The following is a 19,390-nucleotide window of genomic DNA, read 5'->3' as shown; positions in this document are numbered from 1 at the left end:
CAATTTCAGGCCGGTGGCATAATGCCGCGTGTTTTCACGTCTCAAAGGTGGCTCCATGGCTGGCGCAGTGATGATTCAGGGTACGAGTTCCGATTCTGGCAAAAGCACGCTGGTGGGCGCCTTGTGCCGGCTTGCCTTGCGCCGGGGTCTGACCGTGGCGCCATTCAAACCGCAGAATATGTCGCTGAACAGTGCCGTCACCGTTGATGGCGGCGAAATCGGTCGCGCCCAGGCCTGGCAGGCGCTGGCAGCGGGGATTGCGCCGGAAATCGACATGAATCCGGTGCTGCTCAAGCCCAATAGCGACATTGGCGCGCAGGTCATTATCCACGGTCATGCCATTGGCAACTACAACGCCCGTGCATATCACGACTACAAACCCACCGCGCTCAAGGCGGTGCTGGCCTCGTTTGGCCGGTTGCAGGCGCGTATGGATGCCGTGATTGTGGAAGGCGCCGGCAGCCCGGCCGAGGTCAATTTGCGGGCCAATGATATCGCCAATATGGGCTTTGCCGAGGCCGCAGATTGCCCGGTGATTCTGGTGGCGGACATTGACCGGGGCGGCGTGTTTGCCCAGATCATCGGCACGCTGGCGTGTTTGTCCGAGCCGGAACGCCAGCGCGTCAAAGGCATCATCATCAACAAGTTTCGCGGGGACGTGACGCTGCTCCAGCCGGGCATTGACTGGGTGGAGCAGCGGGTCGGCAAGCGTGTGCTGGGTGTGGTGCCGTTTGTGCCGGGCTTGTGGCTGGATGGGGAAGACATGCTGCCTGCCGCCCGCCGCAGCGTGGCTACCCAGGCCAACGCCTTGCGCGTGGTGGTGCCCGCTTTGCCGCGTATCTCCAACCACACCGACTTTGACCCGCTGCGCGCGCATCCGCAGGTGGATTTTTGCTATGTGCGGGCCGGTGAACCCATTCCGCCGGCGGACCTGGTCATCCTGCCGGGTAGCAAAAGCGTGCAGCGTGATCTGGCGTGGTTGCGTGCCAATGGCTGGGATGATTACCTGCTGCGCCACCTGCGCTATCAGGGCAAGGTGATGGGTATTTGCGGTGGTATGCAGATGCTGGGGCAAACCTTGCTGGACCCGCTGGGCCTGGAAAGCGACACCCCATCCACACCCGGCCTGGGCTTGCTGGATTACGTCACCACGCTGGAACCGGAAAAACAATTGGTCAATGTCAGCGGCAAGCTCGCAACGGGCGACGCTGCGGTCCACGGTTATGAAATCCATATGGGCGTAACGCGCGGCCCGGCGCTGGATCAGCCTGCCCTGTGGCTGGGCGAGCGGCCAGAAGGCGCGCTCTCTGCAGATGGCCAGATCATGGCGACGTATCTGCATGGCCTGTTTGATGCGCCGGACGCCTGCGCTGCCTTGTTGCAGTGGGCGGGCCTGAGCGGGGCCGAGCGCATTGATCACGATGCGCGGCGCGAGGACTCCATCAACAAACTGGCCGATGCCGTGGCCGCCAGTGTGGACCTGGACGCCATCTGGCAGATCATGGGCTGAGGCTCAGAACGCCTTGCCCAGAAACAGCGCAGCGGCAAACGCCGGGCAGGACGGCCAGTAGGCATGCATATAGGTGGCGGTGATGGGGCCATGCTGATACCAGGCTTCCCCGCTTTTGCCCGTATCGGCATGTTGGGCCTGGGCCATCGGGATTAGTGGCGTGGTCAGCGTCGAATAATGAAAGGTGTGTCCGCGTACCGTGCCTTGCGCCGTCGTCAGCGCTTGCATGCCCAGAGCCGCAAAGCGCTTTTGCATTTGCGCGGCGCCAGGTAGCAGCCCCGGCTGCGCCGTGCGGCGGCCATCGGTCTGGGTAATGCTTTCCGTCAGGTACAACATGCCGCCGCATTCCGCCACCAGCGGTTTGCCGTGCTCAACATGGTTGCGCAGGCTGTCGCTGCTGCGGGTGTTGCGTGCCAGTTGTGGCGCGTGCAACTCCGGATAGCCGCCGGGTAAATAGGCGGCATCACAATCCGCCGGCACGGGCTCATCGGCCAGCGGGGAAAAAAACACCAGTTCCGCGCCCAGGTGTTCCAGCAAATCCAGGTTGGCCGGGTAGATAAAAGAGAAAGCTTCATCCCGCGCAATGGCAATGCGTTGACCAGCCAGCAGACGCGGGATTGCTGGCGTGGATACCTCGGCAAATGCAACCGACGGTGGTAACTGGGCAAGCGCGGTGGTGCCGATAATGTCCGCCGCCAGGTCCAGCCGGGCATCCAGATCGGCAATGTCTTCGGGCTGCTGCAAACCCAGGTGACGCTCCGGCAAGGCCATGTCCACCCCCGTGGCAATATGCCCCAGCCAGGGAATATCTGCCGGTAGCGCTTGCTGCAATAGTTCTGCATGCCGCGCAGAGGCCACGTGATTAGCCAGTACCCCATAAAACGGCAGCCCCGGCCGGAACCGCGCCAGGCCAAACGCCACCGCAGCAAAAGTCTGTGCCATGGATTTGCCGCTGATGACCGCCAGCACCGGCACTCCCAGCGCCTGTGCCAGATCGGCGCTGCTGGGGGTGCCATCAAACAAACCCATCACCCCTTCAATCAGGATCAGGTCGGCCTCTTTGGCGGCCTGCGCCAGCAAGGCTTTGCAGCCGTCTGCGCCCACCATGCCCAGGTCCAGGTTGTATACCGGCGCCCCGCTGGCGCGTGCCAGCAGTTTGGGGTCCAGAAAATCCGGGCCGGTCTTGAACACGCGCACGCGCAGGCCATTGCGGCGGTGGTAACGCGCCAGGCCTGCGGTAATGGTGGTTTTGCCAGCGCCGGAAGCAGGCGCGCTGATCAGCAGCGCGGGGCAGTGTGGCATGGCTTGGGCACTCAAAACTCGACGCCGCGTTGCGCTTTCACGCCTTGTTCGCGGTAGGGGTGTTTGACCAGGGTCATTTCGGTGACCAGGTCTGCCGCTTCAATCAGCGCCTCTGGCGCGTGGCGACCCGTGACCACCACGTGCAGCATGTCCGGGCGGGCGGCGAACACGGCCAGCACCTCGTCCAGCGGCAGGTATTCGTATTTCAGCACCGTGTTCAGTTCATCCAGGATCACCATGTGATACTCGCCGCTTTCAATCATCCGGCGCGCTTCATCCCAGCCTTTGCGGGCGGTGGCGATGTCGGCGTCGCGGTTTTGCGTGTTCCAGGTATAACCATCGCCCATGGTCACAAAATCGCACTGGGCGACTGCACCCAGGAAATCCCGCTCTGCCGTGTGCAGTGCGCCCTTGATGAACTGCACCACGCCCAGACGCAAGCCGTGGCCCAGTGTGCGCACCGCCATGCCAAAGGCGGCGGTGGATTTACCCTTGCCGGTGCCGGTATTCACCATCAGCAGGCCTTTTTCCTGGGTGGCGGCGGCCTGTTTTTTCTCGTAACCGGCCTGGCGGCGCTCGGTCATGCGCTGGTGCGCGGCGGGATCAGTTTTCATTTGATAGGTCCTGAAAAGCGGCGATGGCGACGGTCACGCCATCCAGTATGAATTTGGAAACCAGCAACGGCCCCCCGGCTGCGGCGAGCAAGGCGCAGGGCTCACACACGCCGGTCACCCCCAGTTGTGCCATGACGAAGGCGGAGGGCGGCCAGCTTTGCGGCAAGGCGTTGATCTCTGCAGCGCTGAAGGTCTGCAGCGGTAAAGCCTGCTGCTGGCAGAAGGTGCTCAGGCCCGGTGCATTGGCCCGTGCGGCAATGGTGGCGACCCTGCGCACCTCAGCCAGTCTGCGCTCGCCCAAGGCAGCGGTGACCGCAGCGGTAATCTCTGCTGCGGTGCTGTTCTGGCGACAGCCAATACCCAGCGCAAGTTGAGGCGTCATGTATGGGGCGATGCGGGTCATGAAAAAAAGGATGGGTTTGCAGGCCAGCGCAAACGTTCTGGCCGCGTGGGGCGCTGGTACAATGATAACGGAATATTCAACCGACACCCGCAAGCCCATAAAACGGCGCGTCACGCGCTCGTGTCAACGCCCCCGGAGCCCTCTTCATGCACATGCGCAAAATCCCGGTCACTGTGATCACCGGTTTCCTTGGTAGTGGCAAAACCACCTTGCTGCGCCACATCCTGCAACACGCCCAGGGCCGCCGCATTGCCGTGATCGTCAACGAGTTTGGCGAACTGGGTATTGATGGCGAAATCCTCAAAGGCTGCGGCATTGGCTGCGATGACGCCGGCAATGAGACAGCGGGCCAGCTCTATGAACTGGCCAACGGTTGCCTGTGCTGCACGGTGCAAGAAGAGTTCTACCCGGTCATGGAAGCATTGAACGAACGGCGGGACGACATTGATCACGTTCTGATTGAGACCAGCGGCCTGGCCCTGCCCAAACCGCTGGTTCAAGCGTTCAACTGGCCCAGCATCAAGAACAGCTTTACGGTGGATGCCGTGATTACCGTGGTCGATGGCCCGGCCACCGCCGCCGGCCAGTTTGCCGAAAACCCGCAAGCGGTGGACGAGCAGCGCAAGGCAGACTCGAACCTGGATCATGAGTCCCCATTGCACGAACTGTTTGCCGATCAACTCTCGGCGGCGGACCTGGTGATCCTGAACAAGATGGATCAACTGAACCCGGCGCATATCGCGGCGGTGGAAGACACCATCCGTGAAGATATTCCGGCGCACGTAAAGATTGTCCGCGCACAAAACGGTCAGCTTGATCTGGCCACGCTGCTGGGGCTGGAGGCTGCATCGGAAGAAGGCATTGACCAGCGCCACGGTCATCATGGCTCGGCCGATGATCCGGACCATCACCACGATGATTTCGATTCGGTGGTGGTGCATGCCCAGGTCACCAACCGTGAAGCCACCATTGCCGCGCTACGCACCCTGGTAGAGGCCCATGATATCTACCGCGTGAAGGGTTTTGCGCGGCTGCCGGATGCGGCCATGCGCCTGGTGATCCAGGGCGTCGGCACGCGCTTTGACAGCTACTTTGACCGCCGCTGGGTTGCCACAGACGCCGCAGACAGCCGCTTTGTACTGATTGGGGCCGATCTGGATCAGGCCGCTTTGCAGCAAGCCTTTACCGCCGCGCTGGCGCAAACCGCCCAACCGGCCTGACCGCATGCATTTGTTGCGCACCACGCCGGGCGGGTTTGTTGATGACAGTGCAGGCGTCATCCGCATTGAGCAAGCGCCGGCAGACATTGTGGTGCTCAGCTCGGCAGATACCACGCTGGCGCTACTGGCCGGGGCCGTGGCGCGGCTGGGGCCGGATTTCCCCAGTGTACGGCTGGCGAACGTCACCTTCTTGCGCCAGCCCGCGTCGGTCGATTTTTACGTTGATGACATCTTGCAGCATGCCAAAGCCGTGGTGGTCGATCACCTTGGGGGCGAGAGCTACTGGCCATACGGCATTGAACAAGTCACCGAACTGGCCCAACGCAAGGACCAGGCGCTGGCGATGTTTTCTGGCGATCTGCAAGAAGACCCCAACCTGACCGCCAAAAGCACGGTGAGCCCTGCACTGTGCCAGCAATTGTGGCGTTACCTGCGCGAAGGCGGCGCGCAAAATGCCGAGGCTTTTCTGCGCGCCATTGCCTTTCATGTGCTGGGTTGGGGGCATGAGCCAGAACTCCCCCGCGCCTTGCCGGCTGCCGCCATTTACCACCCGCAGCATCACCACGCCACGGCGGCAGACTGGCAAACACGCTGGCAGCCTGGCGCACCGGTCGTCGCCATCCTGTTTTACAAAGCGCATTTGCAAGCGGCCAACACCCTGGTGTTTGACGCGCTGATTACCGCGCTGGAACGCGCTGGTCTGAACCCGCTGCCGATTGCGGTGACCTCGTTGAAAGACGCGTTCAGCCAGGACGTCTTGCGCCAACTGTGCGCAGAGCACGGCGTGGCGGTGGTGCTCAATACCACGGCGTTTGCGGCGAGTGCGCTGGACGACGCTGAACCGCTGGACCTGTTTGGGGACGCACCCGTATTGCAGGTGATCCTTTCTGGCAGCAACCGTGAAGCCTGGCTGGCCGACAACCACGGCCTGAACAGCCGCGATATCGCCATGCATATCGCCCTGCCGGAGGTCGATGGCCGCATCATCACCCGCGCCGTCAGCTTTAAAGGTTTGTCTTACCACTGCCCGCACACGCAAGTAGACGTAGTGCAATACCAGCCTGATCTGGAGCGCATTGATTTTGTGGTGGCGCTGACCCGCCGCTGGTGCCGTTTGCGCACGCTGCCCAACGCACAAAAGAAACTGGCGCTGATCCTGGCCAATTACCCCATGAGCGAAGGCCGCATTGGCAACGGCGTGGGGCTGGATACCCCGGCGTCAGCCCTGGTGGTCTTGCAGGCGCTGGCCGACCAAGGCTATGAGGTTGGCGATGTGCCGCAAGACGGTGATGCGCTGATCGGCCTGTTAACGCAAGGCATCACCAACGACCCCGCCACCCGCAGCGTGCGGCCCGCGCTGCAAAGCTACGCGCTGGCCGATTACCTGACGCAACTGGCGCAACTGCCGGCAGAAATCCGCACTGCGCTGGAAGAACGCTGGGGCGCGCCCGAGGCCGATCCCACCGTGCGCCAGGGCCGTTTCATGATTGCCGGCTGGCGCTGTGGACATGTGTTTGTCGGCATTCAGCCGTCACGCTCCCGCGGTGACAATGACTACGCCAGTTACCACGATGCCGAGCTGATCCCGCCGCATGCCTATCTGGCGTTCTATTTCTGGCTGCGGCAAAGCTGGGGGATCGACGCGGTCATCCATTTGGGCAAACACGGCAATCTGGAGTGGCTGCCGGGCAAGAGCGTGGCCTTGGCTGCAACTTGCTGGCCTGATCTGATCTTGGGGCCGTTGCCGCATCTATACCCGTTTATCGTCAATGATCCGGGCGAGGGCTGCCAGGCCAAGCGGCGCGCCCAGGCGGTGATTATCGATCACCTGATGCCACCGCTGACCCGTGCGGAGAACTACGGCCCGCTGCAAGACCTGGAACGCCAGGTGGACGAATACTACGAAGCGCTCTCCGTCGATCCGCGTCGCGCCCAGTTGTTGCGCAAAACCATTTTGCACGCCATCCGGCAAAACAAGCTGCATGAAGAACTCAGCATGGCTGCGCCCGGCGCGGATGAAGATGCACTGCTGACGCGGGTGGACGCCTGGCTATGCGAACTCAAAGAAGCGCAGATCAGAGACGGTCTGCATATCTTTGGCCGTTCCCCACAACACCGCCAGCGGCGCGACACTTTGCAAGCGCTGGCCCGGTTTGCCGTGGCGGATGGCAAAGACGGCAACGCCGGTCTGATTGCCGCGCTGGCACATGACCTGGCGCTGGGGGATGAGTTTGACCCGCTGCAAGCAGACTGGTCCGCCCCCTGGACTGGCCCGCGCCCGGCCCCGTTGCAAGCGCTGGACGACAGCCCGTGGCGGCACGCCGGTGACACGCGGGAACGGCTGGAACTGCTGGCCAGCGCGCTGCTGGATGAACTGTGTGAATTCGGCATGCCCAGGACCCGCATTGGCCCGCAAAGCAGCGCTGTACTGACGCGGGTGCAGCAGGCTATCTTGCCGCCGCTGGATGCCTGCGGCCCGCAAGAACTTCATCATCTGTTGGCGGGTCTGGCCGGCCGCTTTGTGCCGCCAGGCCCCAGTGGTTCGCCCACGCGTGGCCGGCCGGATGTCTTGCCCACCGGGCGCAATTTCTACGCGGTCGACACCCGTGCCGTGCCTACGCAAGCGGCGTGGGCGCTGGGGAATAAATCGGCCAACCAGTTGCTTGAGCGCCACTTGCAAGACCATGGCGATTACCCGCGTGCGGTGGGCTTGTCGGTATGGGGCACGGCGACCATGCGCACTGGCGGCGAGGACATTGCCCAGGCGCTGGCGCTGTTGGGCGTGCGGCCCAAATGGGCGCATGGCAGTCATCGTGTCACCGACTTTGAAATCCTGCCGATCAGCGTGTTTGACCGGCCGCGCATTGACGTCACGCTGCGGGTGTCCGGCTTTTTTCGCGATGCCTTTGCCAATCTGATCCACCTGTTTGATGCTGCCGTGCAAGGCGTGGCAGAACTGGATGAACCGGCCGACCTCAACCCCATCCGCGCGCGCATTCTGGCCGAGCGTCACGCCCTGCAAACCCAGGGCGTGGCGGCCGATGAAGCACGCCGCCGTGCGGGTTGGCGAGTCTTTGGCGCCCGACCCGGTAGCTATGGTGCGGGCCTGCAAGAGATGATCGACCTGCGCCAGTGGCAAACCGATGCCGATCTCGCCAATGCCTATCAGCGCTGGGGCGGTTATGCCTATGCGCAAAATGCGGCGGGCGAAGCGGCGGCCGACACCTTTGGCCAGCGCTTGCAAGCCATCGACGTGGTGCTGCAAAACCAGGATAGCCGCGAGCATGACGTGCTGGACTCCAACGACTACTACCAGTTTCAGGGCGGCATGACGGCGGCGGTGCGGCATTTGTCCGGCCAGCAACCGGCGCTTTACCATGGCGACCACAGCAATCCGGCGGCGCCGCAAATCCGCACGCTGCATGAAGAAATTGCCCGCGTGATCCGCGCCCGCGTGGTCAACCCCAAATGGCTGGACGGCGTGAAACGGCACGGTTACAAGGGCGCCGCCGAGATTGCCGCCACCGTGGATTATCTCTACGGTTACGACGCGACAGCGCGGGTGGTGGCGGACTACCAATACGCCCTCGTCACCGACGCTTATCTGAATGACCCCGCCACGCGCGACTTTTTGCAGCAACATAATCCGCATGCCCTGCATGGCATGTGCGAGCGCCTGCTGGAAGCCATGCAGCGTGGCCTGTGGCAGCAACCCGGCCCTTATCGGGCGCAGGTGGAGCAACACTTGCTCTCTGCCGAACAGTCTCTGGAAGGGAACCCTTGATGATTGCTCCGATCCCCGCACACCCCCAAAGTGCTTACCCGTTTGCGGCCCTGGTGGGTCAGCCAGAACTGCAACAAGCGCTATTGCTGGCGGCGATAGACCCCGGTATTGGCGGCGTGCTGGTCAGTGGCCCGCGCGGCACCGCCAAGTCGACCGCAGCACGCGCGCTGGCTGAACTGTTGCCGGAAGGCCGTCTGGTGACCTTGCCACTGGCCGCCTCTGAGGACCGGGTCACCGGCTCATTGGACATCAACGCGGCGCTGCAGGAGGGCGAGGCACGGTTCTCGCCCGGCTTGCTGGCGCAGGCGCACCAGGGCGTGTTGTACGTGGATGAAATCAACCTGTTGCCGGACGCGCTGGTTGACGCGCTGCTGGATGCCGCAGCCAGTGGCATCAATACGGTTGAGCGGGATGGGATCTCTTACAGTCATGCCACGCGGTTTTCGCTGATCGGCACCATGAACCCGGAAGAGGGCGAGCTGCGCCCGCAATTGCTGGACCGCTTTGGGCTGATGGTGCAGTTGCAAAATTGTTTTGATCCGGCCATCCGCCAGCAGATTGTGAAGAAACGGCTGGCTTTTGAACTGGACCCGGACATGTTCCGCGCCCACTACGCCGAACAACAAAACGCGCTCAGCCAGCAGATTCACGCCGCGCGCACGCGCCTTGCCGCACTGGAGTTTGACGACGCGGTCCACCAGCATGTCAGTGCCCTGTGTATTGATGCGGCAGTGGATGGCCTGCGCGCCGATCTGGTGATGTTGCGCGCTGGCCGGGCGCTGGCGGCGTTGCAGGACGCCGCGCAGATTACCGTGGCGCATATCGACGCGGTGGCCCCCGCCGTATTGCAACATCGCCGCAGCGTGGCGTCAGCAACCGGCCAGTTGCCACAAACCTCATCCACCACTGGACAAACGGCCGCGCAAAGTGAGGGCGACTGGGGCTATCTGCCGCCGGAACAGGCCGGGCTGAAGCCCGTGCGGGGCGTGTTGCCGCTTGCCGCAAAAAAAGCCTGAGCCATCGTGGCAAAGCCGCCGCTGCCCAACGCAGCGGTGCCCGGTGGCAAGGTCAAGGCACACTGAGCGCGCGCTGGGGCGAGCCCGGCACGCGCCTGCACTGGCCGCGCACGCTCGCCACCAAAGGGCGGGCCGCGCTGCAGGCCGCGCATTTGCACTATCGGCCCGTAGTGGCACAGGCGGGCGTGTTGCATTGCTTTGTGCTCGATTGCTCCTCATCCATGTTGCGGGATGACAGCCTGGCGCGCGCCAAGGGCTGGCTGGCCTCCATGTTTGATCAGGCGGCACAACAACGGTCACACGCCGCGCTGATCTGCTTTGGCGGCAATACAGCGGATATCCGCTTTGGGCCGGCAGTGCCGCGCTGGTGGAATGAACGCTGGCTGGCTCCTCTGGCCGGTGGCGGCGGTACGCCATTTGCGCTGGGGATGCGTAAAGCGGCGGAGATGCTGGCGCAATCCGCACGCTTGTATCCGGCGCAGCAACGCCACTTATGGGTGCTCACCGACGGCAGAACGTCCGAGCATCCGGTGTGCCCGCCGCATGCCCAGCGCATCCACGTTGTTGATTTTGAAACCGGTGCGCTGCGGCTGGGGCGTTGCGCGGCGCTGGCGCAGGCCTGGGGCGCGACACACATCACGCCCCGGAACGAACCTCAGGGATAAAAGCGCGGCGTATAGACCCACTCCGGCCCGTTGGGTGGGGTAAAGCGCCGGGTTGTGGATGAGCCAATCAGCACCATGGTGCGCATATCCACCTGGGCCGCCTGCAATTCACCCAGCGTCAGCGTGGTGAGCTTGCCGCCCGGTCGGCCGATATCCCGGCCCAGCACCACCACGGTGTCTGGCGCGCGGTGCTGACGGACGATCTCCAGCGCTTTATCCAGTTGCCACGGCCGCGCGCGGGAAATGGGGTTGTAGAACGCCATGACCAGATCGGCCTGCGCCGCCAGCGCCAGGCGCTTTTCAATGATGTCCCACGGTTTGAGATTGTCGGACAGCGAGAGCATGCAGAAGTCATGCCCCAGCGGCGCGCCAGCCACAGCGGCGGTGGCCAGCGCGGCAGAGATACCCGGAATGATCTGCAAGGCCACGCCGCCCCAGCGCGGGTCATCGGCGTTGTCCAGCGCTTCCAGCACGGCGGCGGCCATGGCAAACACGCCCGGATCGCCTGAGGACACCATCACCACGCGCCGCCCGGTTAACGCCAGTTCAAAGGCATGGCGGGCACGTTGCAGTTCTTCACGGTTATCGGTGCCGTGTACGGTTTGATCACCCCGAAACGGCCCGGCCATGTTCACGTAAGTGTCATAACCAAGCACGTCGGTGGCTTCATCCAGCGCTTTGCGGGCGGCAGGGGCCAGCAAATCAGCCCGGCCTGGGCCCAGACCCAGCACGGTCAGGTTGCCGCGCGCATGGCCGATCTGTTGCGGGTCCACCGGCTGATCATTGACCAGCAGGACTACGCCATGTTCTTCAGGCAGCGGCTGGCCGGGCAGGGCTGCCTCCATGCGGGTTACCAGGCGCAACGGCACGCCAAGCTCTGCTGCTGCGCTAGCATGATCCTGGTTGGCATCTGTCTCCAGCATGACCACTGCGGCCAGGGCGGCTGGCGCCAGATGCTGGTGCGCCAGTGCGCCACGGACGCGCTGGGCCAGATTGGCCCCGGCGGCGACCACGGCAATCACCGCCTGCGGGTGGATGACCAATTCTTGCGGATCGCCCTGCCAGGCATACGGGCTCAGGCGGATGACGTGTTCAGCCGTGCTTGCCTGCGGCAGGCGCGCTTCACCCAGCCAGGGCATATCGCCCTCTACCCGTGTGGCGGCGCCGGCCAGCAAGTCAGACACAAAGCGTTTGCCGTGATCCAGATCGGCCAGCGTGTAGCCAGCGGGCGGGTTCAGCAAGCAAGTACCAAAGCGCAACTCGCCGCTGGTGGTAATGGCCGGGCTGACCGCCAGCGCGGCGGCCACCTGGCGTGCCAGTACATTGGCACCGGTCAGCCCGCCCAGCAGCGGCACCACGGCACTGCCGTCTTCCGCCACGGCCAGCACCGGGGGTTCTGTCCCTTTGTTGACCAGCAAGGGCGCAACACAGCGGATAACAATGCCGGCCGCGCACAGCGCAATGATCGGCGTGTTCTGGGCGTAGAGCGTTTTCAGATGGCCGCTCAGGTCTGCGTACGCAATGTCGCCTTCCACCCGCTCGGCCAGCGCATGCACCTGCGCACCGGGCAGGGCCGCCTGGATGCGGCGGGCGGTCTCCAGCGCGCCGGTGCCCAGAATGACAATCGCCGCCGCTGTGTTCAACCCCGCCATTTTTCCCCCGGCACCACCAGCAAGGAGAAATACGGCGAGGCCATCGGGTCAACTTCTGCCAGCGGCACAATGCGCTGGTTGGCCATGGTGGCGCGTTCGACATACAAAGCGCGGTCGGCAAGACCCAGGTTGGTCAGTACCCGACGCACTTTATCGAAATTGCGGCCCAGCTTCATGATGACGGCCGCTTCGGCATCGGCCAGCCGGCGGGTCAGTTCGTCTTCCGGCAAGACGCCAGAGAGTACAGAGAGGCTCTGGTTGCGGTACACCAGCGGTACTCCCAATACGGCCGCGCCGCCCAGCATGGAACACACCCCTGGCACAACTTCGGCCTCATAGTGCCCGGCCAGCCGGTCGTGCAGATACATATACGAGCCGTAAAAGAACGGATCGCCTTCGCAGATCACCGCGACGTCCCGGCCGGCGTCCAGATGCGCGGCCAGGGCTTGCGCCACATCATCATAAAAACCGGCAATCAGGGTTTCGTAATCCAGCGGTGGGGCGAGGGTTTCGGTGGTCACCGGGTAAACCAGTGGCAGGCGTTCCTGCGCAGCGGTCAAGTGGTGTTCGATGATCCCGAAGGCATTGCCACGTTTACCCTTGGCGACAAAATACGCCACCACCGGCGCGCTTTGCAGCAGGCGCAAGGCTTTGAGGGTGATGAGTTCCGGATCACCCGGCCCCACGCCCAGACCCAGCAGACGTCCGCGTTGTGTGCTCATTCTGCCTCCGTCGCCAGCGCGTTGACCGCAGCGGCGGCCATGGCCGAACCACCGCGCCGGCCGTGGGCCACCACATACGGTATGCCCCGGCTATCGGCCGCCAGTGCCGCTTTGGATTCTGCCGCACCAATGAAACCGACCGGAAAACCCAGAATCAATGCCGGTTTGGGCGCGCCGGCATCCAGCATCTCCAGCAAGTAGAAGAGGGCGGTGGGCGCATTGCCAATCACCACAACGCTGCCGGCCAGGTGCGGCCGCCATAGTTCCAGCGCAGCAGCAGAACGCGTATTGCCCAGTTCGCGCGCCAGATCAGGCACGTTGGGCTCGCCCAGGGTACAGATCACCGGATTGCTGGCGGGCAGGCGCGCGCGGGTAATGCCTTCGGCCACCATGCGTGCATCACACAGAATGGGCGCCCCGTTTTGCAGGGCGCTGCGGCCGGCCTCACCTGCGCCTGGCGAGAACGCCAGGTCTTGCACGATATCAACCATGCCGCAGGCGTGAATCACGCGCACGGCCAGTTTTTCCAGATCAGGCGGGATGGCCGCCAAATCCGCCTCGGCGCGGATGGTGGCAAAAGAGCGGCGGTAAATCTCCTGGCCGTCTTTGATGTATTCAAGCATGCGGTTAATCCGGGCTGGCAGGCTGGCGGTTCAGAACCCCGGCCGCCTGCTCTACGTTGAGTTGTTGCGCAAGCCGGGTACCAAAACGGCCCTCGGCACTGCGTTGATAAAGGTCGTAATGGCCAGGTGACACGGCCAGCAAGGTCCAGGGCGCGGTGTGCGCCGCCGCGCAAGAACGCGGACAGCCAGACAAATGTACGGTGCGGGGCACGGTCAGTAGCCCGGCCAGCGCCACGGCGTCGGTTTTGACATCCGCTTGCGATTTCACGCAACCGGCACTGCCGGCACAGGCAATCAAGCGCGTCAGCGGCGATTGCCAGTCGGTCAACAAGCCCAATTGCCGCAATTCTGTTGCCATGATCTCGGCGGCAAGCGGCGACAAATCAGGCAGCAATACCCCTTGCCAGGGGGTGAAATGCACCACGCCATGACTGAGATCGGCCAGTGCGTGCAATTGCGCCGCAGTCATGCGACCCAGCGGCAGGCGGGCGCCGACATAATACAGGCCAGATGCCTGGGCTTGGGCATGAATCCCCACTTGCAAGGCACCGCAAGCAGGCTGGCGCGGCCATGCGCTCAGGTCTGGCTTGCCTTCGCACCCCAGTTGCGTTTGCGCCTGTTGCAGGATATCGGCGGCGCTGTGCGTGGTCAGAAGCTGGCGCATACGTTGTTGATCCGGCCCGGCCAGGCGCAAGAACGCGTGCAGCAATGCATCCACGGTGGCAATGACCTGATCCGGCCTGACGCTGATCAGCATGCCCTCAATGCCGGGGCAACCGGCCAACCCCAGGGCAAAGCGTGGGCCGAGTGCGTCTGCGGGCAGCGCAGACAGCCAGATATCGTGCGGGTGGTCGGTGGCAGCCAGCGCTTCACCGCCATCGAACAAAATGCAGAACTTGGGCGAGAGCGCCGCAAACATCGGCACGCTTTGCAAATGGGTCAGCAGGTCAGCGGTGAGCGGCCGGGTGTCAATCAGCGTGCCTTCATCCCGCCCGGCCAGCGGGCTTTGCATCACGTTGCGGACATTGTCGCGCGCATCTGCCGACCCTGCGCCGGCTTGCGGGCCCAGCCCGGCGGCCAGCAAGGCCTCAATCAGCGCGGATTCATGGCCAGCAGTTACGCCGCGCAGTTGCAGATTGGCGCGGTTGGTGGCCTCAATGATGCCGCTGGCATGGCGGCTGGCAGCAGCCGCCAGCGCATGAGCCTGCTCTGCCGTTAACACACCGCCAGGCAGCCGGATGCGACACAAGCCGGCATCCAGCGCCGGGACAATATGCAGCAACCCGGGGCAAGCAGATTGGCGTGCGTCAGGTGCCACAGGGAGGGGTGGAGCGGGCTGGATCAAGATGGCACCGGGTTGGAGTGTCGTTGCGCCGGGCCGTACCAGGGTATGCGATATACTACGGCCTCATTTGCAATGCCTGTCAGGGCTGCGCTTGATATTCGATATGGTATGCAATTTTCATAGCCCCGTCATGCCGCCGAGGCAAAACAAGGAAAACACATGAGCGCATGGTTGACCGTGGTGGGGATTGGCGCAGATGGCGAGGCCGGGCTCTCGGACACGGCCCGGCAAGCGCTGCGGGCCGCCCGCGTCATTGTGGGGGCCGAACGCCAGTTGGCCTTGTTACCTGACGGCATCAAGGCAGAACGCAGGGTCTGGCCGCGGCCGTTTGAGCTTGCCCCGGTGCTTGAGTGTCGCGGCACGCCGGTATGCGTGCTGGCCAGTGGCGACCCCATGTTCTACGGCGTGGGCGCCAGCCTGGCGCAACAGATAGACCCGGCAGAGATGACCATCATCCCGGCGCCGTCTTCGGTTTCGCTGGCCGCCGCCCGGCTGGGCTGGCCTTTACAGCAATGCCGGGTACTGTCCTTGCTGACCCAGCCACTGGCGACGCTGAACACGCATTTGCATGCCGGTGGCCATTTGTTGTTGCTGGTGGCGGATGGCGCAGCCCCCGCCGCCATCGCCCGACACCTGACCGAACAGGGCTTTGGCCCCAGCCGCATGACAGTCCTTGAACACCTGGGGGCGAGCACCGAGCGGCACCTCACCAGCACCGCCGCCACCTGGTCGATCGCAGAAACCGCAAAGCTCAATCTGGTGGCGCTGGCACTGGTTGCCGAGGGCAACACCCGCAGTCTGCCGCTCACCCCCGGCTTGCCGGACGAGGCCTACCGGCACGATGGCCAGATCACCAAACGTGATGCGCGCGCCATCACCCTTGGTCGGCTGGCACCGCGGCCGGGCGAGTTGTTATGGGATATCGGTGCGGGATCCGGCTCGATCGGGATTGAGTGGATGCGTAGCCACCCGGACTGCCGCGCCATTGCGGTCGAGGCCGATGCGGGTCGCCAGCAGTTCATTACCCATAACCGGGATCAACTGGGCGTGCCGGGGCTGCAACTGGTTGCTGGCGATGCCCCCGCTGCGCTGGCTGATTTGCCGTCGCCGGACGCCATTTTCATTGGTGGCGGCGTCACTGCGCCGGGCATGCTGGCTGCTTGCTGGGGCGCGCTCAAACCCGGTGGACGCTTGATTGCCAACGCGGTGACTTTGCAGGCAGAACAAGTCTTGATGGCCTGGCACGCGGAACACGGTGGATCACTCACCCGGATTGCGCTGGCCCAGGCCCGGCCGCTGGGTAGTTTTGATACCTGGCGTCCGGCCTTGCCGCTGATGCTCTATGAAGTTCACAAGTGCGTTGCCGATGTCTGACGCTGCGCGCATTTTACTGTTGGGCGGCACGGGAGATGCGCTGCACATTGCCCGCCATCTGGGCCCGCGCCATGTGTACAGCCTGGCCGGCCTGGGCCGCGTGCCCGACGATCTGGCTTGCCAGGTCCGTGTGGGTGGCTTTGGTGGCGCGGATGGCCTGGCGCAGTATCTGATTGACGCAAACATAGCGCTGGTGCTGGACGCCACCCACCCCTACGCCGCGCAGATCAGCGGCAACGCCGCGCGGGCCTGCACGCAAACCGGCGTGAGCTACTGGGCGTTGCGCCGCGCCCCTTGGCAAGCGGGAGCGGGTGATGACTGGCGTAACGTGGCGGATTGGGCTGACTTGATGGCGCAACTGGCCCCGTTCAAGCGGCCGCTGTTCACCTCTGGTCGTGAACCGTTGGCGCATCTGGATGACATCCCGCCGCATCAGCACTGGCTGGTGCGCTGTCTTGATCCCCACCCCGGCAACGCGCGCGCGCAGATCTTGGGCGTGCGCGGGCCGTTTACGGCGGACGGTGAACGCGCGCTGCTGCATGCGCATCAGATTGACGTCATCGTCAGCAAAAACAGCGGCGGCGCGGCCACTGAAGCCAAGCTGGAAGCCGCCCGGGAACTGGGTTTGCCGGTGCTGATGTTCAGTCGCCCGGCGCTGCCGCCGGCGCAGCGGGAGTTCACCGATCTCGCCGCACTCCTCCTTACCCTGAAAAGCGAAAACCTGGCATGACCGTTTATTTTATTGGCGCCGGCCCGGGCGACCCGGAACTCATTACCGTGAAAGGCCAGCGCCTGGTGCGTAGCTGCCCGGTCATCCTGTACGCCGGCTCGCTGGTGCCGGACGCCGTGCTGGCCGGCCATCAGGCCGGGCTGGTGGTGAATACGGCGGAACTGACACTCGATCAGATCATGGACTTGCTGACCCAGGCGAATGCCGCAGGCAAAGACGTGGCGCGCGTTCACTCCGGTGATCCCTCGTTATATGGCGCAATTGGTGAGCAGATTCGCCGGCTCAAAGCGCTGGGCATTGCGTACGAAATCGTTCCGGGCGTGACCGCTACGGCAGCCAGTGCGGCCGCTTTGGGCGTTGAACTGACGCTGCCGGGCGTGGCGCAGACCGTGATCCTGACCCGCTACGGCAGCAAGTCAAAAATGCCGCCAGGCGAAGACCTGGCCGACCTGGCGCGCCACCAGGCCACGATGGCAATTCATCTGGGCGTGCGGCATCTGGCCAGTATCGTGGCCGAACTCTTGCCGCATTACGGCGCGGATTGCCCCATTGCCGTGGTGTACCGCGCCAGCTGGCCGGATGAGCGCCGGGTGACGGGGACGCTGGCCGATATTGTGGGCAAGGTGAGTGGGACAGAGATTGAGCGCACGGCGCTGATCCTGGTGGGGCGGGTTTTGACGGCGGAGGATTTTGCGGATTCCACGCTGTACGCGGGGTGAGGGGGCTGGTTACTGTGCCCTTGAGCAGCGCCGCTCCGTAGCCCGGATGGAGGCCATCAGGCCGGGAATCCGGGGGAGGCTGGCCTGGTTAATATTGTTACAAGAGCCGTAGGGTGGATTCGGAGCGGGAGCGACAATCCACCGCGGTTGTCGTAAAACCTTGAAACGTTGTTAGCGCCTTTGGCGCGGTGGTTTACACGTCGGGGGTTGCCCGACAGCAAGGTACTTTCTTTTGGGTCGCCAAAAGAAAGTACCCAAAGAAAAGGCGACCCCTGCGACAGCGCCCACTACGTGGGTTCCCTGCGCTTCTCGCAAGTCGCGGCTGGCTGCGGGAACTCGGCCTGCGGCCTCAAACACCCCTCCGCCGAAACCCCGCGCCTTGCTGCGATGCTCGGCACTGCCGGAGGGGGGGCAGGTCAAAAGCAACATCAGAAGCAACGGCAACATCAAAAGCAACGGCAACATCAAAAGCAACCCCAACCCCGCAAACCGCCTGTTTGCAAGAACGGTTCACCTTGCCCACCACTTCGTCATTCCCGCGAAGGCGGGAATCCAGTCAGCAGCCCAACGGGCTGCCTGCGCCGGCATACCGCTTCGCCCGCAACGCCAGCTACAACGGGCAAGCATTTGCAGCGCGGCCAAAGAACATAAACCAAAGAACATAAAAAAAGCCCGCAGCATCGCGGGCTTTTTTAACCTCTACCTGACCACGCTTAATGCGCAACGGCCAGCGAGTGCTGCTCACGCAGTTTGTGGTCAGCCAGATAACCAAACAATAACCCCAGCGTGGTCCACAGAATGGCTTGCATGCCCAGCGCCGCTACGCGGAACTTCCACAACAGTACGGCGGGGAAGGCGGCCGGGACTTCGTTGATGGTGGGCAGCAGCGCCTGGACGACACCAATGATCACCATAAACAGCAAACCGGCCGCAATGGATGCGTTCCACTGGCCCCATTGCGCGACCAGCGCCTTGCGTACTTTCAGGGACAACACCATGGTCACCAGAGAAATGGCAATCATGATGAAGAACATGGCAGTCCGAAAACCAATGGTATCCGGGTTGCCCACCGATGGCGGGTTGGCCGGGTATTTCAGGCTGGGCACCACGGCCAGGGCCACAAACGCACCCAGCGCAAGCAAAGCGGCCAACGGGCGCGCTTGCAGTTTGCTGCTGCGGCCGTACACAAACGCAAAGACCAGGGCAAACAGGCCACCAAACGCGGCACTGTAAGTCACCACCCCGGTGAACAGCCCGGCGCCGGCCTGGGTTTCGCGGCTGACCAGTTCAGGCTCGTCCGCTGCCGCATCGCCGTGATCATGCGCGTGGGCGTGTTCCATTTGCGCTTCAAAAGCAATGGCTTGATCCACCTGCGGCTCGCCCGCCACTTTGGCAAAGCCAAAGGTCAGCACGCCAGCAACCACGCCCGCGATCATGCCGCGTAGCAGTAATTTTCCGACCATGACAACTCCGGGCTTAGTGGCAGGGGAAACCCAGCAGGTGACGACCGTCGTGCACGAATTCATGCACGTACATGCCCTTGATCAGCGAGGTAGCACCTTGCTCGCTCCCCACAAAGTAGAGGGCCAGCAGGGCCAGCAGGCCACCGAAAACAGCCCAGGGCAACCACTCGCCCAGCGCAATCGGGGTAGGCTCAGCAATGGGGCTGAGAACGGCGTCGGTCATGACATGGCTCCTGTGGGCACGATGG

General features: G+C 63.6%; 17 protein-coding genes. 8 read left to right on the top strand and 9 right to left on the bottom strand.

Annotated features, from left to right (window positions below; genetic code table 11):
• Positions 1-55 precede the first annotated feature (55 nt).
• On the top strand, positions 56-1,510 hold the full coding sequence (locus HNQ50_RS08285) for a cobyric acid synthase (protein ID WP_246428639.1): 1,455 nt from the start codon (positions 56-58) through the stop codon (positions 1,508-1,510).
• Positions 1,511-1,513: 3 nt separating this feature from the next.
• Here the strand turns inward: HNQ50_RS08285 and HNQ50_RS08280 are convergent, their stop codons facing one another.
• The 3 genes from HNQ50_RS08280 to HNQ50_RS08270 are packed head-to-tail and all read right to left on the bottom strand — an operon-like array spanning position 1,514 to position 3,808.
• Positions 1,514-2,812, bottom strand: coding sequence for a cobyrinic acid a,c-diamide synthase CobB (locus HNQ50_RS08280; protein ID WP_184099478.1), 1,299 nt, complete (start codon positions 2,810-2,812; stop codon positions 1,514-1,516).
• Between the two features lie 11 nt (positions 2,813-2,823).
• A complete protein-coding gene (cobO, locus tag HNQ50_RS08275) occupies positions 2,824-3,426 on the bottom strand; it encodes a cob(I)yrinic acid a,c-diamide adenosyltransferase (RefSeq protein ID WP_184099477.1) in 603 nt (200 codons plus the stop codon).
• A complete protein-coding gene (locus HNQ50_RS08270) occupies positions 3,416-3,808 on the bottom strand; it encodes a cobalamin biosynthesis protein (RefSeq protein WP_184099476.1) in 393 nt (130 codons plus the stop codon). Before HNQ50_RS08270 ends, cobO begins: the two co-directional genes overlap by 11 nt.
• 167 nt (positions 3,809-3,975) lie before the next feature.
• Between HNQ50_RS08270 and cobW the strand changes: the two genes are divergently transcribed.
• The 4 genes from cobW to HNQ50_RS08250 all read left to right on the top strand — a co-directional run bounded on the left by cobW (position 3,976) and on the right by HNQ50_RS08250 (position 10,514).
• Positions 3,976-5,049, top strand: coding sequence for a cobalamin biosynthesis protein CobW (cobW, locus tag HNQ50_RS08265; RefSeq protein WP_184099475.1), 1,074 nt, complete (start codon positions 3,976-3,978; stop codon positions 5,047-5,049).
• A 4-nt stretch (positions 5,050-5,053) separates the two neighbouring features.
• Complete coding sequence (gene cobN / locus HNQ50_RS08260; RefSeq protein WP_184099474.1) at positions 5,054-8,833, top strand: cobaltochelatase subunit CobN; 3,780 nt, start codon at positions 5,054-5,056, stop codon at positions 8,831-8,833.
• Positions 8,833-9,849: a magnesium chelatase ATPase subunit I gene (locus HNQ50_RS08255; RefSeq protein WP_184099473.1), complete on the top strand. Its 1,017-nt coding sequence runs from the start codon at positions 8,833-8,835 to the stop codon at positions 9,847-9,849. Before cobN ends, HNQ50_RS08255 begins: the two co-directional genes overlap by 1 nt.
• A 152-nt stretch (positions 9,850-10,001) precedes the next feature.
• Positions 10,002-10,514: a vWA domain-containing protein gene (locus tag HNQ50_RS08250; protein ID WP_221303082.1), complete on the top strand. Its 513-nt coding sequence runs from the start codon at positions 10,002-10,004 to the stop codon at positions 10,512-10,514.
• Here the strand turns inward: HNQ50_RS08250 and cobJ are convergent.
• Genes cobJ through cobG form a run of 4 tightly spaced genes read right to left on the bottom strand, consistent with a single transcriptional unit; the run spans position 10,505 to position 14,829 of the window.
• On the bottom strand, positions 10,505-12,166 hold the full coding sequence (gene cobJ, locus HNQ50_RS08245; protein WP_184099472.1) for a precorrin-3B C(17)-methyltransferase: 1,662 nt from the start codon (positions 12,164-12,166) through the stop codon (positions 10,505-10,507). The two genes, HNQ50_RS08250 and cobJ, sit on opposite strands and share 10 nt — an antisense overlap.
• Positions 12,154-12,888, bottom strand: coding sequence for a precorrin-2 C(20)-methyltransferase (locus tag HNQ50_RS08240; RefSeq protein ID WP_184099471.1), 735 nt, complete (start codon positions 12,886-12,888; stop codon positions 12,154-12,156). Before HNQ50_RS08240 ends, cobJ begins: the two co-directional genes overlap by 13 nt.
• Positions 12,885-13,511, bottom strand: a complete 627-nt coding sequence (locus HNQ50_RS08235; RefSeq protein WP_184099469.1) for a precorrin-8X methylmutase — start codon at positions 13,509-13,511, stop codon at positions 12,885-12,887. Before HNQ50_RS08235 ends, HNQ50_RS08240 begins: the two co-directional genes overlap by 4 nt.
• 4 nt (positions 13,512-13,515) lie before the next feature.
• Positions 13,516-14,829 (bottom strand): precorrin-3B synthase, encoded by a 1,314-nt coding sequence (gene cobG, locus HNQ50_RS08230; protein WP_184100117.1) that lies wholly within the window; start codon positions 14,827-14,829, stop codon positions 13,516-13,518.
• 186 nt (positions 14,830-15,015) lie between these two features.
• Here cobG and cbiE point away from each other — a divergent pair, with 186 nt between their 5' ends.
• The 3 genes from cbiE to cobM are packed head-to-tail and all read left to right on the top strand — an operon-like array spanning position 15,016 to position 17,679.
• Positions 15,016-16,230, top strand: a complete 1,215-nt coding sequence (gene cbiE, locus HNQ50_RS08225; RefSeq protein ID WP_184099468.1) for a precorrin-6y C5,15-methyltransferase (decarboxylating) subunit CbiE — start codon at positions 15,016-15,018, stop codon at positions 16,228-16,230.
• A complete protein-coding gene (locus HNQ50_RS08220; protein WP_184099467.1) occupies positions 16,223-16,960 on the top strand; it encodes a cobalt-precorrin-6A reductase in 738 nt (245 codons plus the stop codon). Before cbiE ends, HNQ50_RS08220 begins: the two co-directional genes overlap by 8 nt.
• A complete protein-coding gene (gene cobM / locus HNQ50_RS08215) occupies positions 16,957-17,679 on the top strand; it encodes a precorrin-4 C(11)-methyltransferase (RefSeq protein ID WP_184099466.1) in 723 nt (240 codons plus the stop codon). Before HNQ50_RS08220 ends, cobM begins: the two co-directional genes overlap by 4 nt.
• Before the next feature lie 713 nt (positions 17,680-18,392).
• On the opposite strand, the gene HNQ50_RS08210 is transcribed toward cobM, so the two are convergent.
• Together HNQ50_RS08210 and HNQ50_RS08205 are read right to left on the bottom strand one after the other, a co-directional pair.
• Positions 18,393-19,142, bottom strand: coding sequence for a CbtA family protein (locus HNQ50_RS08210; protein WP_184099464.1), 750 nt, complete (start codon positions 19,140-19,142; stop codon positions 18,393-18,395).
• A gap of 13 nt (positions 19,143-19,155) precedes the next feature.
• Positions 19,156-19,365, bottom strand: a complete 210-nt coding sequence (locus HNQ50_RS08205) for a CbtB domain-containing protein (RefSeq protein WP_184099462.1) — start codon at positions 19,363-19,365, stop codon at positions 19,156-19,158.
• Positions 19,366-19,390: the final 25 nt, after the last annotated feature.

The sequence above is a fragment of the Silvimonas terrae genome (assembly GCF_014202765.1).
GTDB classification, from domain to species: Bacteria; Pseudomonadota; Gammaproteobacteria; order Burkholderiales; family Chitinibacteraceae; genus Silvimonas; species Silvimonas terrae.
The sequence above is the reverse complement of the archived record's forward strand: the minus strand, read 5'-3'. Positions and strand labels throughout refer to the sequence as shown.

Coding starts and splice junctions, on each gene's coding strand:
- HNQ50_RS08285 (WP_246428639.1), top strand. CDS start 56: ATGGCTGGCGCAGTGATGATTCAGGGTACGAGTTCCGATTCTGGCAAA.
- HNQ50_RS08280 (WP_184099478.1), bottom strand. CDS start 2,812: ATGCCACACTGCCCCGCGCTGCTGATCAGCGCGCCTGCTTCCGGCGCT.
- cobO (WP_184099477.1), bottom strand. CDS start 3,426: ATGAAAACTGATCCCGCCGCGCACCAGCGCATGACCGAGCGCCGCCAG.
- HNQ50_RS08270 (WP_184099476.1), bottom strand. CDS start 3,808: ATGACGCCTCAACTTGCGCTGGGTATTGGCTGTCGCCAGAACAGCACC.
- cobW (WP_184099475.1), top strand. CDS start 3,976: ATGCACATGCGCAAAATCCCGGTCACTGTGATCACCGGTTTCCTTGGT.
- cobN (WP_184099474.1), top strand. CDS start 5,054: ATGCATTTGTTGCGCACCACGCCGGGCGGGTTTGTTGATGACAGTGCA.
- HNQ50_RS08255 (WP_184099473.1), top strand. CDS start 8,833: ATGATTGCTCCGATCCCCGCACACCCCCAAAGTGCTTACCCGTTTGCG.
- cobJ (WP_184099472.1), bottom strand. CDS start 12,166: ATGGCGGGGTTGAACACAGCGGCGGCGATTGTCATTCTGGGCACCGGC.
- HNQ50_RS08240 (WP_184099471.1), bottom strand. CDS start 12,888: ATGAGCACACAACGCGGACGTCTGCTGGGTCTGGGCGTGGGGCCGGGT.
- HNQ50_RS08235 (WP_184099469.1), bottom strand. CDS start 13,511: ATGCTTGAATACATCAAAGACGGCCAGGAGATTTACCGCCGCTCTTTT.
- cbiE (WP_184099468.1), top strand. CDS start 15,016: ATGAGCGCATGGTTGACCGTGGTGGGGATTGGCGCAGATGGCGAGGCC.
- HNQ50_RS08220 (WP_184099467.1), top strand. CDS start 16,223: ATGTCTGACGCTGCGCGCATTTTACTGTTGGGCGGCACGGGAGATGCG.
- cobM (WP_184099466.1), top strand. CDS start 16,957: ATGACCGTTTATTTTATTGGCGCCGGCCCGGGCGACCCGGAACTCATT.
- HNQ50_RS08210 (WP_184099464.1), bottom strand. CDS start 19,142: ATGGTCGGAAAATTACTGCTACGCGGCATGATCGCGGGCGTGGTTGCT.
- HNQ50_RS08205 (WP_184099462.1), bottom strand. CDS start 19,365: ATGACCGACGCCGTTCTCAGCCCCATTGCTGAGCCTACCCCGATTGCG.